This window comes from Streptomyces sp. NPDC000941, assembly GCF_053599555.1.
The window spans coordinates 1-12717 of sequence record NZ_JBSFMM010000097.1 but is presented as its reverse complement, the minus strand read 5'-3'; the positions used below and the strand labels follow the sequence as shown (position 1 = coordinate 12717).

Sequence of the window (12717 nt, the reverse complement as noted above, 5' to 3'; positions counted from 1 at the left end):
CCCGGGACAAGTCAGATTCGCGACGATCCGATAACGGCTTCCGGACGCCCCTTTATCTGGCATCTACGCGCGTTACGATGCGGCGAAACCAGCGCCGAAGGAGGCGCGCTCAAGCCGAAGGGGAACCCTCGTGCGCCGGGTATCCAGCATCGCCGTAGCGGGCATAGGCATCACCGCCCTCGCGTTCACCACCACGGCCTGTGGTGGCAGCAGCAGCTCGTCCGACTCCAAGAAGGATAAGGGCGTCGCCATCGCCTATGACGTCGGCGGGCGTGGCGACCAGTCCTTCAACGACGCCGCGTACGCGGGCTTCGTCAAGGCCAAGAAGGAACTGGGCGTCAAGGGCGACGACATCGAGCCGTCCGAGGGCGAGTCCGACGCCGACAAGGTGCAGCGCCTGACCGAGCTGGCCCGCGAGGGACACAACCCGGTCATCGCCGTCGGGTTCGTCTACGCGCCGGCGGTGAAGGAGGTCGCCAAGAAGTACCCGAAGATCACCTTCGGCCTCGTCGACGATGACACCGTCCACATGAAGAACGTCGTGAACATGGTGTTCAACGAGGAGCAGGGCTCCTACCTGGCGGGTGTGGCGGCCGCCCTGACCACCAAGTCCAAGACGGTGGGCTTCGTCGGCGGTGTGGAGAACCCGCTGATCAAGAAGTTCGAGGCGGGCTACGTCCAGGGTGTGCACGACACCGACAAGTCGGTCAAGGTAAAGGTCCAGTACCTGACCCAGCCGCCGGACTACAGCGGCTTCAAGAAGCCCGACGCCGGCAAGGACACCGCCAACGGCCAGCTGGACGGCGGCGCGGACATCATCTACCAGGCCGCGGGCGACTCCGGCAGCGGCGTCATCGAGGCCGCCGCCACGCGCGGCAAGTGGGCCATCGGCGTCGACAGCGACCAGTACACGCAGAAGGGCCTGGCCAAGTTCAAGACGAAGATCCTGGCCTCGGCGACCAAGGCCGTGGACGACGCCGTCTTCAACCTGGTCAAGTCCGTCAAGGACGGTAAGCCGGAGTCCGGTACGGTGCGCTACGGCCTCAAGACGGGCGGCGTCGGCCTGGCCGACTCCAACCCCGAGTACAAGAAGATGACCAAGGTCGTCGAGGCGGTCGAGACCGCGAAGAAGAAGATCATCAGCGGTGAGATCAAGGTCAACACGACGCCGTAAGCGGCGTGCGATCTCTTGAACATCTGCTGAGTACGTGCTGAGCATCTGCTGAGTAGACAAGCGGGGCCTGGGGAGGGAGCTTTGGGCACACCACCTCAGGTCCCGCTCGCTGTGCGGCGGCCACTCGCCGCCCCGCATAATCCCCCAGCGGCAGCTGGGAGGTGCCCCCACCACCGCCGAGACTCCTTCTTTGAGGAGAGTGCGCCATCAACGCGTCCAGCAGTCCGCCCGCAGTAGAACTCAGCGGGATCACCAAACGTTTCCCCGGCGTCGTCGCCAACCACGACATCCACATCGCCGTCCGCAAGGGCACCGTGCACGCGATCGTCGGTGAGAACGGCGCGGGCAAGTCCACCCTGATGAAGACCCTCTACGGCATGCACAAGCCGGACGAGGGGACCATCGAGGTCGATGGTGAAGAGGTCTCCTTCCACAGCCCCGCCGACGCCATCGCCCGCGGCCTGGGCATGGTGCACCAGCACTTCATGCTCGCCGACAACCTCACCGTCCTCGAGAACGTCGTGCTCGGCGCCGAGAAGCTGTACGGCATCGGCGCCAAGGCCCGTGCGAAGATCAAGGAGATCTCGGACGCGTACACCCTCGGGGTGCGCCCCGACGTCCTCGTCGAGGACCTGGGCGTGGCCGACCGGCAGCGCGTGGAGATCCTGAAGGTGCTCTACCGGGGCGCCCGGACGCTGATCCTGGACGAGCCGACCGCCGTGCTGGTCCCGCAGGAGGTCGACGCGCTCTTCGACAACCTCCGCGAGCTCAAGGCGGAGGGGCTGACCGTCATCTTCATCTCGCACAAGCTCGGCGAGGTGCTGTCCGTCGCGGACGACATCACCGTCATCCGGCGCGGCACCACGGTCGGCTCCGTCGTCCCCTCCGAGGTCACCGCGCGGCAGCTGGCCGAGATGATGGTCGGCAGCGAACTGCCCTCGCCCGAGACGCGCGAGTCCACCGTCACCGATGTGCCGATGCTCCAGGTCGAAGGGGTGACGCTGACCACGCAGGACGCCGAGCACGGCGCCCGCACGGTGCTGGACGACATCACCTTCACCATCCGCAAGGGCGAGGTGCTGGGCCTGGCCGGGGTCGAGGGCAACGGCCAGACCGAGCTGATCGACGCCCTGATAGGCACCCGCAAGTCCGACAGCGGCACCGTCCTCCTCGGCGAGGAGGACGTCACCGGCTGGCCCACCCGGCGGCGCCGCGAGGGCGGCATCGGCTATATCCCCGAGGACCGGCACCGCCACGGCCTGCTGCTGGAGGCGCCGCTGTGGGAGAACCGCATCCTCGGGCATGTCACCGAGCGGCCCAACAGCAAGGGCTTCTGGCTCGACCTCCAGGGCGCACGGGCGGACACCGAGCGGATCGTCGCCGAGTACGACGTACGCACCCCCGGTATCGAGGTCACCGCGGCCTCGCTGTCCGGCGGCAACCAGCAGAAGCTCATCGTGGGGCGGGAGATGAGCCACCGTCCGCGGCTGCTCATCGCCGCGCATCCCACCCGCGGCGTGGACGTCGGCGCGCAGGCGCAGATCTGGGACCAGATCCGCGAGGCGCGCCGGGAGGGCCTGGCCGTGCTGCTGATCTCCGCCGACCTGGACGAGCTGATCGGGCTGTCCGACACCCTGCGGGTCATCTACCGCGGCCGACTGGTCGCGGACGCGGACCCGGCGACGATCACCCCCGAGGAGTTGGGCTCGGCCATGACCGGCGCGGCCACGGGCCATCTGGAGCACTCCGCCGAGGAGGGGGCGGCGCGATGAAGAAGACCGACGAGGCGAAGCCGATGAACGGCGACGCGAGCAACGGCGACGCGAAGAACGGCGACGCGAAGACCAGTGACGCGAGCAACGCCGACGCGAAGACCAGTGGCGGCGCGGGCACGGCCGGCGACGCACCGGAGAAGTCCGGCGACGGCCTGAACGAATCCGGGCGTACGCCCGCCAAGTCAGGCAGCCCCGAGGGCACACCCGCGGGCGGCGCCGCCAAGTCCGGTGGCTCCGCGGGCAAGAGGTTCAGCCGAGACCGGCTGCTGCTGGCGGTGGCCGGCCCGGTGCTGGCCCTGGTCGTGGCGGTGCTGCTGACTTCCGGAGTGCTGTTCGCCTCGGGCAAGAGCCCGTTCGAGCCGTACCAGCTGATGCTCGATTACGCGGGCAACGCCGATATCCAGGTGCTCATCGTCAACCAGGCGAGCTCCTACTACCTGGCGGCCCTCGCGGTGGCGATCGGCTTCCGGATGAATCTGTTCAACATCGGCGTGGACGGCCAGTACCGGGTCGCGGCGATGGCCGCGGCCCTGGTCGGCGCCAATGTCAATCTTCCCGGCCCGCTGAGCATCGCGCTGATCGTGATCGTCGCCATGCTGGTGGGCGCCTTCTGGGCGGGCATAGCGGGCATCCTCAAGACCACCCGCGGCGTGAGCGAGGTCGTCTCCACGATCATGCTCAACGCGATCGCCACCAGCCTGATCGCGTATCTGATCCTGCCCGAGCAGTTCGGTGTGCAGCCCAAGGGCAGCAACAACCTCACCACCGGCGACCTGCCCGAGTCCTCCTGGTTCCCGGGCCTCCACGTCAGCGATGTGGCCGGTGACATCTACGGCTTCGTGTTCGTGGCGATCGGCTGCGGCGTGGCGTACTCGCTGGTGCTTGGCCGCACCCGATTCGGCTTCGACCTGCGCGCCACCGGCGCCAGCGAGAGCGCGGCGGCGGCCAGCGGCGTCGACGCCAAGCGCATGGTGCTCACCAGCATGCTGATCTCCGGCGCCGTGGCGGGCCTGGCGGGCATGCCGGTGCTGCTCGGCGACTCGCATACGTACAGCCTGAACTTCCAGACCGGCATCGGCTTCACGGGCATCACCATCGCCCTCCTCGGCCGCAACAACGCGGTCGGCATCGCCTTCGGCGCGCTGCTGATCGCGTTCCTCGACAAGGCGTCCCAGACGCTGGACTACAACGGCTACGAGAAGGAGATCGCCACGATCATGCAGGGCCTGATCGTGATCTCCGTGGTCGTCTCCTACGAAACCGTGCGCCGGTACGCCCTGCGCCGCCAGCAGCGGAAGGTCGGCGAAGAGCTCGCCGCCGCGGCCCGTACGACGACGACCCGTGAGGAGGTGGCAGCGTGAGCGTGTCTTGGCGCGCTGTGCGGGCTGGACTGAGGAGCCGCGCAGCGACGGAGGAGCGAGCAGTGACGAAGGAAGCCCGCGCGTGGAAGCGCGCCAAGACTGAGCGGGAGGAGGGCGCGTGAGCACCATGACCACCTCTGTGACAGACAAGCCGCAGTCGCGAAAGCCCGTGCGCCAGAAGCTGACCCTGCCCGTCATTCTGCTGATCGTCGCGGGCGCCCTGGTCCTGGTCTCGGTGGTCCGGCTGATCACCGGGGCCGACGACATCACCTCGGTGGGCCAGGTGTCGGGCGCGCTGGAGCTCGCCATCCCCATCGGGCTGGCCGGGCTCGGCGGCCTCTGGGCGGAGCGGGCCGGCGTGGTCAACATCGGCCTCGAGGGCATGATGATCCTCGGCACCTGGCTCGGCGCCTGGGCGGGCTACCAGTGGGGCCCGTGGGTCGGCGTGCTGTTCGGCATCCTCGGCGGCGCGCTCGGCGGGCTGCTGCACGCCGTGATCACCGTGACGTTCGGCGTCAACCACATCGTGTCCGGTGTGGCGATCAACATTCTCGCCGTCGGTGCCACCCGCTATCTGTCCAACTTCACCTTCCTCGAGAGCTCTGGGTCCGCCCGGAAGTCGCCGGCCATCGATCCGATCACCCAGATCACCGTGCCCGGGCTGTCCGACGCGATGAAGACACTCAACGGCAAACACTGGTTCCTCGTCTCCGACCTCGCGGGGTTCCTCGGGGGCGTGGTGACGGAGCTGTCGCTGCTCACCGTCGTGGCGCTGCTGCTGATCCCGGCCACGTGGTGGGTGCTGTGGCGCACCTCGTTCGGCCTGCGGCTGCGGTCCTGCGGAGAGAACCCGGTGGCGGCGGAGTCGCTGGGTGTCAACGTCTACCGGTACAAGTACCTGGCCGTGATCATCTCCGGCGGGTTCGCCGGGCTCGGCGGTGTCTTCCTGGCCGAGGTGGCCTCCAACATCTACCAGGAGGGCCAGACCGGAAACCGCGGCTACATCGGCCTCGCCGCCATGATCTTCGGCAACTGGATGCCCGGCGGGCTCGCCATGGGCGCGGGCCTGTTCGGCTACACCGACAGCCTCAACCTGCGCTCCGGCGGTACGAACGTGCACGCGCTGCTGCTGTTCCTGGTGGCCGTGCTCGCGCTGGCCGCGCTGTGGCAGTTGTACCGGAAGAAGTACCTGGCCGCGGCCATCGGCGCGGCGTTCTCGGCGCTGCTGCTGGTCTGGTATTCGCTGACCGAGGAGGTGCCGAGCCAGTTCGTGACCGCGGCACCGTACATCGCCACGCTGCTGGTGCTGGCGCTGTCCGCACAGCGGCTGCGTGCGCCCAAGGCGGTGGGGCTGCCGTACCACAAGGGAGGCGGATGATGACCACGGGCGCGACCCCGACCGCGAGCGCGCCGGTCGACTGGGAAGCGCTGCGCGCACAGGCCCGGGGCGTGATGTCCCGGGCCTACGCCCCGTACTCCCGCTACCCCGTGGGCGCCGCGGCGCTGGTCGACGACGGCCGTACGGTGACCGGCTGCAATGTGGAGAACGCGGCGTACGGTGTCGCGCTGTGCGCCGAATGCGGCCTGGTCTCCGCCCTGTTCGCCTCGGGCGGCGGCCGGCTGACCGCGTTCACCTGCTGCGACGGCCACGGCGCGGTGCTGATGCCCTGTGGCCGCTGCCGCCAGCTGCTGTGGGAACACGGCGGCCCGGAGCTCCAGGTGGACACGGCCTCCGGCATCCGCCCGCTCGCCGAACTCCTCCCGGACGCGTTCGGTCGCAACGACCTGGAACGCTGAGCGAGTTCTCCCCGCTCTCCCCGATGAAAGGCCCGCACCTCACCATGGACGCCATCACCGTCATCCGCGCCAAACGCGACGGCGGCCGTCTCACCGACGCCCAGATCGACTGGATCATCGACGCCTATACGCGCAGTGAGGTCGCCCACGAGCAGATGTCCGCGCTCGCGATGGCGATCTACCTCAACGGCATGGACCGTGCGGAGATCGCCCGCTGGACAGCCGCGATGATCGCGTCCGGCGAGCGCATGGACTTCGCCTCCCTCGCGCGCCCGACCGCCGACAAGCATTCGACCGGCGGCGTGGGCGACAAGATCACCCTGCCGCTGGCCCCGCTGGTGGCCGCCTGCGGCGCGGCCGTACCGCAGCTGTCCGGGCGCGGCCTCGGCCACACCGGCGGCACGCTGGACAAGCTGGAGTCCATCCCCGGCTGGCGGGCGCAGTTCTCCGGCGAGGAAATGCTGCGGGTGCTCGAGGACGTCGGCTCCGTCATCTGCGCGGCGGGCGAGGGGCTGGCGCCCGCGGACCGCAAGCTGTACGCGCTGCGCGATGTGACCGGGACCGTGGAGTCGATCCCGCTCATCGCGAGCAGCATCATGTCGAAGAAGATCGCCGAGGGCACGGGCTCGCTGGTGCTGGATGTGAAGGTCGGCTCCGGCGCCTTCATGAAGGACCTGGCCTCGGCGCGGGAGCTGGCCGCCACCATGGTGGGCCTGGGCACCGACCACGGGGTCCGTACGGTCGCCCTGCTCACCGGCATGGCCACCCCGCTCGGCCGCACCGCGGGCAACGCCCTCGAGGTCCGCGAGTCCGTGGAGGTCCTGGCGGGCGGCGGCCCGGCCGACGTCGTCGAGCTCACCCTCGCCCTCGCCCGCGAGATGCTGGACGCGGCGGGCCTGCCGGACGCCGACCCGGCCAAGGCCCTCGCGGACGGCTCCGCGATGGACCACTGGCGCCGCATGATCGCCGCCCAGGGCGGCGACCCGGACGCGCCGCTGCCCGTCGCCCGCGAACAGCACGTCGTGACGGCCGAGTCGACCGGGGTGCTGACCGGCCTGGACGCGTACGCGGTCGGCGTCGTCGCCTGGCGGCTCGGCGCGGGCCGGGCCCGTAAGGAGGACCCGGTGCAGGCGGGAGCGGGCGTGGAGATCCACGCCAAACCGGGGGACGCGGTACGGGCGGGCGATCCGGTGCTGACGCTGCACACGGACACGCCGGAGAAGTTCGACTACGCGCTCGAGGCGCTGGCGGGGGCGGTGAGCTACGCCCCGCCGGGGACGGAGTTCACGGCCGAGCCGATCGTTCTGGACCGTATCGCGCGGTAGAACCGCATCGCGCGGTAGAACCGCATCGCGTAGCAGAACGGCATCGCGTAGCAGAACGGCATCGCGTAGCAGAACGGCATCGCGTAGCAGAACCGCATCGCGCAGTAAAAGGGACAGATGGGCGAAGGGGCCGCTCCGCCGGGACAGTGGCGGAGCGGCCCCTTCGGGCTCTGTGGTTCTGGTCGGCTGCCGGGGCGTTACGCCTGTGCGGCCAGCCGACGCAGGCCCTGCGTGGTCTCGTTGGAGGACGCGCGCTCGGACTGCCGCTCCGACCGGGCCACGATCTCCGCACGCCGCTCGGCCAGCGCCTTCCGCGTCGCGTAGAGCGTGATCGCCGCCGCACCGGCCACGGCCACCAGACCGAGTACGACCGTGCCGCTCCAGCCGGCCGCGTGGAAGGCCAGCGCGCCGAGGGTGCCGCCAACGCTGCTGCCGATGTAGTACGCGGTCTGGTAGAGCGCCGAGGCCTGGGCGCGCCCGGTCTTGGCGGCCCGGCTGACCGAGGAGGAGGCCACGGCGTGGCCCGCGAAGAAGCCCGCGGTGATCAGCACCAGGCCCAGCAGCACCGCCACCAGCGAGTCACCGAGGCTCAGCAGCAGCCCGGCCGTCGTGGTGGTGACCGCCACGTACAGCGCGCCGCGCCGGCCCAGCCGGCCGACCAGCTTTCCGGCCGCCGCGGAGGACGCCGTACCGACCAGGTAGATCAGGAAGATCGAACCGACCAGGGACTGCGAGAGGTTGAAAGGCTCGGCGACCAGGCGGTAGCCGATGACCGTGTAGACACCCCCGAAGACGGTCATGAACAGCGCGCCGATCGCGTACAGCCTGCGCAGCAGCGGATCGGACAGATGCCCGCCGACCGTACGGGCCAGGGCGCGCGGGCTGACCGCGGACGGGGTGAAGTGGCGCGCCTTGGGCAGCAGCAGCCGGAAGGCGATCGCGCAGACCAGCGACAGAACGCCGACCGTGGCCAGCGATACGCGCCAGCCCCAGCCGTCGGCGACCCAGCCGGTGAGCAGTCGGCCGGTCATACCGCCGAAGCTGTTGCCCGCCACGAACAGGCCGATGGCGCTGATGAGGGAGGAGGGGCGTACCTCCTCGGAGAGGTAGGCCATCGCGGAGGCGGGGATACCGGCGATCGCGGCACCCTGGACGGCGCGGAGCGCGATCAGCCAGCCCAGGTCCGGGGCGAAGGGCACCGCGAGGCCGACGGCGACGGCCACGGCGAGCGAGCCGGTCATCATGGCGCGGCGGCCGAAGCGCTCGGACAGGGCGCTGAGCGGAAGCACCGCGAGGGCCAGCGCGAGGGTGGCCGCGGAGACCGTCCAGCTCGCCTGGTCGGGCTGGACGTCGAGGTCGGCGGAGATCGCGGGCAGCAGTGCCTGGGTGGAGAAGAGAAGGGCGAACGTCGCAAGACCGGCGGCGAAGAGCGCGAGCCGCATCCGGCCGAAGCCGGGGTCTCCGGGGCTCATTCGATCGGGGGTCGACGACGTGGTGACGAAGGCGTCCACAGGGGTTCCGGTGGACGCCTCGGTATCAGCAGGAGGCATGTCTCGACCGTATGTGGCGCCTTTTGATGCGTCCAATGCACGGAATTGCCATAATCGATGCTGTGCAGCATCAGCCGAGGTCAGCGAGGTCATTGTCACGCCCCCGCAATGAAAAAGACTTTCCCGTGACAAACGGGTCCACAGCCGGGCCCACAGTCGGGTCCACAGCCGGGTCCGCGGCCGGATCCCAGGCCGCCGATCGCATCATGGCCGAGTTCGAGGCCGACTCCTGGGCCGCGTCCCTGACGCCCCGCCTGGTGCAGTTCGCGGCGGTGGCCCGGCACGAGCACGTCACCCGGGCCGCGCAGTGGCTCGGCGTACCCCAGTCGACGCTCAGCCGGGCGATGGTACGCCTCGAAGCGGACCTGGGCGTAGCCCTGTTCGCCCGCCGCGGCCGCACCGTCGCGCTCACCCCCGCCGGGCGTACGTTCTTGCGCGCGGTGGAACGGGCGCTGACCGAGGTCGAGCGCGCCGCCGAGACCGTACGGGCGGATGCCGACCCCGCCGCGGGCAAGATCGCCTTCGGCTTTCTGCACACCCTCGGCCCGGAGACGGTACCGGGTCTGATCCGCGCCTTCCGGGTCGACCATCCGCGGGCGCGCTTCCAACTCGTCCAGGGCTACGGCGAGGCGATGATCGAGCGGATGCGCACGGGCGACCTCGACCTCTGCCTCACCTCACCCGTCCCCGACGCCCCGGACCTGGTGGCCCGCCGCCTCGACGAGCAGCGGCTGCGCCTGGTGGTGCCCGACGACCACCGGCTCGCCGACCGTAAGCGGATCCGGCTGGCCGAGGCCGCCACGGAGCTCTTCGTCACCCTCGAACCGGGCTACGGGCTGCGGCGCATCACCGACGCGCTGTGCGCCGAGGCGGGCTTCAAACCGAAGATCGCCTTCGAGGGGGAGGAGGCCGAGACCCTGCGCGGCCTGGTGGCCGCGGGGTTCGGGGTGGCGCTGCTGCCGCCCCCGGCGGTGCCGCGCCCCGGGGTGGCCGAGCTGACCGTGACGGCCCCGCGGGCGGTCCGCGAGATCGGCGTCGCGTGGCTCGACGGCCATCCGGACACCGCACCGGTCGCGGCCTTCAAACGCTTCCTGCTCAGCCGCCGCGGACAACTCCTGCCGCGCTGACCTCGGCCGGGTCAGGCCCGTAAGGCCGGGGCTCAGCTCGGCAGCGTCGAGCCGAACCCCGCCGCCAGCGGCATGCGCAGCCCCAGCGGCGGCGGGGCCGCGAGGGCGTCCTCGACCGGGCGGGAGAAGCCGTGGCCGAAGAGCGAGCCGAGCAGGAAGTCGGCGGCCAGCGCCTGTACTTCGGAGCGGTGCTGATGCAGGCCGTGTCCGTCCGCGTGCACCTCGAAGCGGCACACATCCCGGTTGGCCTTCTTGGCCCGCTCCGCGAGCCGGTAGGACAACTCGGGGTCGGCCCGCTGGTCGTTCGTCCCATGAGCGATCAGCACCTGCCGCCCGACGAGCTGCTTGACCGGCTCGGGCTCCAGTGCGGACTCGGCCGGCGGCAGCCACGGGGCCAGCGCGACCACCGAGACGACGGCGTCGTGTCCGGCGGCGCGCAGGGCGGCGCGGGCGCCCATGCCGTGGCCGACGAGGCACACCGGCACATCGCCGTAGCGCCGTATCACCTCGTCCACCGCCCACTCGGCGTCCGCGGCCGGGTCGGCCGCGGTGTCGTTCCAGCCGCGGTGGCGGTAGTGGACGACATGGGCGGTCAGCCCTTCGGCGCGGCCCGCCCGGACCAGCCGCCGGGCCAGGGGCAGCACCGCGGCCACCGACAGCCGCGAGGGTCGTCCGGTGCCGGTCTCCGGACCCCCGGGAAGCAGTAACACCACACCGTGCACGGTCTCCTGTGCGGCGGCCGCGCCTTTCGGCCGCCCCAGCCTGGCGCCCCGCTCGGGCAACGCTTGCTGAACCATGGCGACACGATCGCAGAAGGAGCGGTGTACTCCACCACTCGTGCGGGTCACTGTTGCATATCTATCGGGGCCATGCGGGCGGAGCCACACAGCGACACGATCTGCACGATCTACGCGCGTAGGGGTATGGTGCGCAGATGACGAGCGAGTACCAGGACCGCACCACCCCCGAGCAGATCCGCCGCGCCCCGAAGGTGCTGCTGCACGACCATCTCGACGGCGGGCTGCGCCCCGCCACCGTCGTCGACCTCGCCCGTGAGACGGGCTATGACGGGCTGCCGAAGAGCGATCCGGCGGAGCTCGGCCGCTGGTTCCGGGAGGCCGCCGACTCCGGTTCGCTCGAGCTCTACCTCGAGACCTTCGCACACACCTGCGCCGTCATGCAGACCCGCGACGCGCTGTTCCGGGTCGCCGCCGAATGCGCCGAGGACCTGGCCGAGGACGGGGTCGTCTACGCGGAGGTGCGCTACGCCCCCGAGCAGCATCTGACCCGGGGACTGACCCTGGAACAGGTCGTCGAGGCGGTCAACGAGGGCTTTCGGGAGGGGGAGCGGCGGGCGAGGGAGAAGGGTCTGCGTATCCGCGTCGGCGCCCTGCTCACCGCGATGCGCCACGCAGCCCGCGCCCTGGAGATCGCCGAACTCGCCAACAGCTACCGCGACCACGGCGTCGTCGGCTTCGACATCGCGGGCGCCGAGGCGGGCTACCCGCCCACCCGCCACCTCGACGCCTTCGAATATCTCAAGCGGGAGAACAACCACTTCACGATCCACGCGGGCGAGGCGTTCGGACTGCCCTCCATCTGGCAGGCGCTCCAGTGGTGCGGCGCCGACCGGCTCGGCCACGGTGTCCGCATCATCGACGACATCGAGGTGGCGGACGACGGGAGCGTGACCCTCGGCCGGCTCGCCTCGTACGTCCGGGACAAGCGCATCCCGCTGGAGCTGTGCCCGACCTCGAACCTCCAGACCGGCGCGGCCCGTTCGTACGCCGAGCACCCCATCGGGCTGCTGCGCCGACTGCAATTCCGGGCGACCGTGAATACGGATAATCGTCTGATGAGCGGCACAAGCATGAGTGATGAATTCGAGCACCTCGTTTCGACGTTCCACTACACGCTCGACGACATGCAATGGTTTACGGTCAATGCAATGAAATCGGCGTTCATTCCTTTTGATGAACGTCTGGCGATGATCAATGACGTGATCAAGCCCGGGTATGCCGAATTGAAGTCCGAATGGCTGTTCCGTCAGATGGCCTCCGCATCGCCCCTGACCAGGTGGTCTCACGTCGAGGGCGGCTGACGGCGGCTGATCTCGCGGAGCGGGAAACGGACGGGGATAAACGGCCGGAAGGCAAGTGGAGGGCGCTTTTCCGGGTTTGCAGAAGGCCGAAATCCATGGCTACGTTGCCGTACCGGTCAAGCCCCCGTCTCAAGGACAGATTTCTGATGAAGCAGGGAACCATCAAGACCCTCGGTGCCATTGCCCTCGGTGCGGTCGCCGTCATTGCCGGAGGCGGCGCCGCGGCTGCGGCCGGCAACGCTCCGGTCGGGCCCGCGAGCCCCAGCATGGCGGGCATGGGCGCCGGGCAGGCGAAGGCGGCCGTCGGGCAGGGGCCCGCACCCGCACCCGGACCCCAGGCTCAGGCCCCGCGGCCGGGTCAGCCCGGCCCCAACAAGACCCTGTTGGACAACCTTCCCATCCCCGCCAACGCCCTGAAGACCGGCGGTCTGCCGGGCGGTCTGCTGGGCTGACCCGCGTACCGTCGGGCAAGTGGGGCCCGCACACCCGGTCCATCCGGTCCGGGTG

The 12717-nt window shown here is 70.2% G+C and carries 11 protein-coding genes; 9 read left to right on the top strand and 2 right to left on the bottom strand.

Translation table 11 applies throughout. From position 1 onward, the window contains the following. Positions 1-130 precede the first annotated feature (130 nt). From ACWDSL_RS28260 to ACWDSL_RS28235, 6 genes are all read left to right on the top strand, one after another. Complete coding sequence (locus ACWDSL_RS28260) at positions 131-1174, top strand: BMP family lipoprotein (protein ID WP_450490046.1); 1044 nt, start codon at positions 131-133, stop codon at positions 1172-1174. Positions 1175-1380: 206 nt separating this feature from the next. Next, complete coding sequence (locus ACWDSL_RS28255) at positions 1381-2946, top strand: ABC transporter ATP-binding protein (protein WP_450490090.1); 1566 nt, start codon at positions 1381-1383, stop codon at positions 2944-2946. Continuing rightward, positions 2943-4310, top strand: coding sequence for an ABC transporter permease (locus ACWDSL_RS28250; protein WP_450490044.1), 1368 nt, complete (start codon positions 2943-2945; stop codon positions 4308-4310). Before ACWDSL_RS28255 ends, ACWDSL_RS28250 begins: the two co-directional genes overlap by 4 nt. Positions 4311-4437: 127 nt before the next feature. Then, positions 4438-5688 carry an ABC transporter permease gene (locus ACWDSL_RS28245; protein ID WP_450490088.1) on the top strand — a complete coding sequence of 417 codons (1251 nt, stop codon included), beginning with the start codon at positions 4438-4440 and terminating at the stop codon, positions 5686-5688. Continuing rightward, the gene (locus ACWDSL_RS28240; RefSeq protein WP_014177243.1) at positions 5688-6107 is read left to right on the top strand and encodes a cytidine deaminase; all 420 of its coding nucleotides are present in this window, start codon (positions 5688-5690) and stop codon (positions 6105-6107) included. The genes ACWDSL_RS28245 and ACWDSL_RS28240 overlap by 1 nt, the downstream gene beginning before the upstream one ends. A gap of 44 nt (positions 6108-6151) precedes the next feature. Beyond that, on the top strand, positions 6152-7432 hold the full coding sequence (locus tag ACWDSL_RS28235; RefSeq protein WP_450490086.1) for a thymidine phosphorylase: 1281 nt from the start codon (positions 6152-6154) through the stop codon (positions 7430-7432). A 197-nt stretch (positions 7433-7629) separates the two neighbouring features. Here the strand turns inward: ACWDSL_RS28235 and ACWDSL_RS28230 are convergent, their stop codons facing one another. Then, positions 7630-8982, bottom strand: coding sequence for an MFS transporter (locus ACWDSL_RS28230; RefSeq protein ID WP_450490041.1), 1353 nt, complete (start codon positions 8980-8982; stop codon positions 7630-7632). 206 nt (positions 8983-9188) lie between these two features. Between ACWDSL_RS28230 and ACWDSL_RS28225 the strand changes: the two genes are divergently transcribed. Further along, complete coding sequence (locus ACWDSL_RS28225) at positions 9189-10109, top strand: LysR substrate-binding domain-containing protein (protein WP_450490039.1); 921 nt, start codon at positions 9189-9191, stop codon at positions 10107-10109. Positions 10110-10141: 32 nt separating this feature from the next. Here the strand turns inward: ACWDSL_RS28225 and ACWDSL_RS28220 are convergent, their stop codons facing one another. Next, positions 10142-10906, bottom strand: a complete 765-nt coding sequence (locus ACWDSL_RS28220) for an alpha/beta hydrolase (protein WP_450490037.1) — start codon at positions 10904-10906, stop codon at positions 10142-10144. Positions 10907-11043: 137 nt separating this feature from the next. Between ACWDSL_RS28220 and ACWDSL_RS28215 the strand changes: the two genes are divergently transcribed. Both ACWDSL_RS28215 and ACWDSL_RS28210 read left to right on the top strand, forming a co-directional pair. Next, positions 11044-12210, top strand: coding sequence for an adenosine deaminase (locus ACWDSL_RS28215; RefSeq protein WP_450490035.1), 1167 nt, complete (start codon positions 11044-11046; stop codon positions 12208-12210). Positions 12211-12356: 146 nt separating this feature from the next. Beyond that, a complete protein-coding gene (locus ACWDSL_RS28210; RefSeq protein WP_450490033.1) occupies positions 12357-12662 on the top strand; it encodes an ATP-binding protein in 306 nt (101 codons plus the stop codon). Positions 12663-12717: the final 55 nt, after the last annotated feature.

Bases quoted from the DNA above. Each gene is read 5' to 3' on its own strand.
- ACWDSL_RS28250 (WP_450490044.1), top strand. From the start codon at position 2,943: ATGAAGAAGACCGACGAGGCGAAGCCGATGAACGGCGACGCGAGCAAC.
- ACWDSL_RS28245 (WP_450490088.1), top strand. From the start codon at position 4,438: ATGACCACCTCTGTGACAGACAAGCCGCAGTCGCGAAAGCCCGTGCGC.
- ACWDSL_RS28240 (WP_014177243.1), top strand. From the start codon at position 5,688: ATGACCACGGGCGCGACCCCGACCGCGAGCGCGCCGGTCGACTGGGAA.
- ACWDSL_RS28235 (WP_450490086.1), top strand. From the start codon at position 6,152: ATGGACGCCATCACCGTCATCCGCGCCAAACGCGACGGCGGCCGTCTC.
- ACWDSL_RS28230 (WP_450490041.1), bottom strand. From the start codon at position 8,982: ATGCCTCCTGCTGATACCGAGGCGTCCACCGGAACCCCTGTGGACGCC.
- ACWDSL_RS28225 (WP_450490039.1), top strand. From the start codon at position 9,189: ATGGCCGAGTTCGAGGCCGACTCCTGGGCCGCGTCCCTGACGCCCCGC.
- ACWDSL_RS28220 (WP_450490037.1), bottom strand. From the start codon at position 10,906: ATGGTTCAGCAAGCGTTGCCCGAGCGGGGCGCCAGGCTGGGGCGGCCG.
- ACWDSL_RS28215 (WP_450490035.1), top strand. From the start codon at position 11,044: ATGACGAGCGAGTACCAGGACCGCACCACCCCCGAGCAGATCCGCCGC.
- ACWDSL_RS28210 (WP_450490033.1), top strand. From the start codon at position 12,357: ATGAAGCAGGGAACCATCAAGACCCTCGGTGCCATTGCCCTCGGTGCG.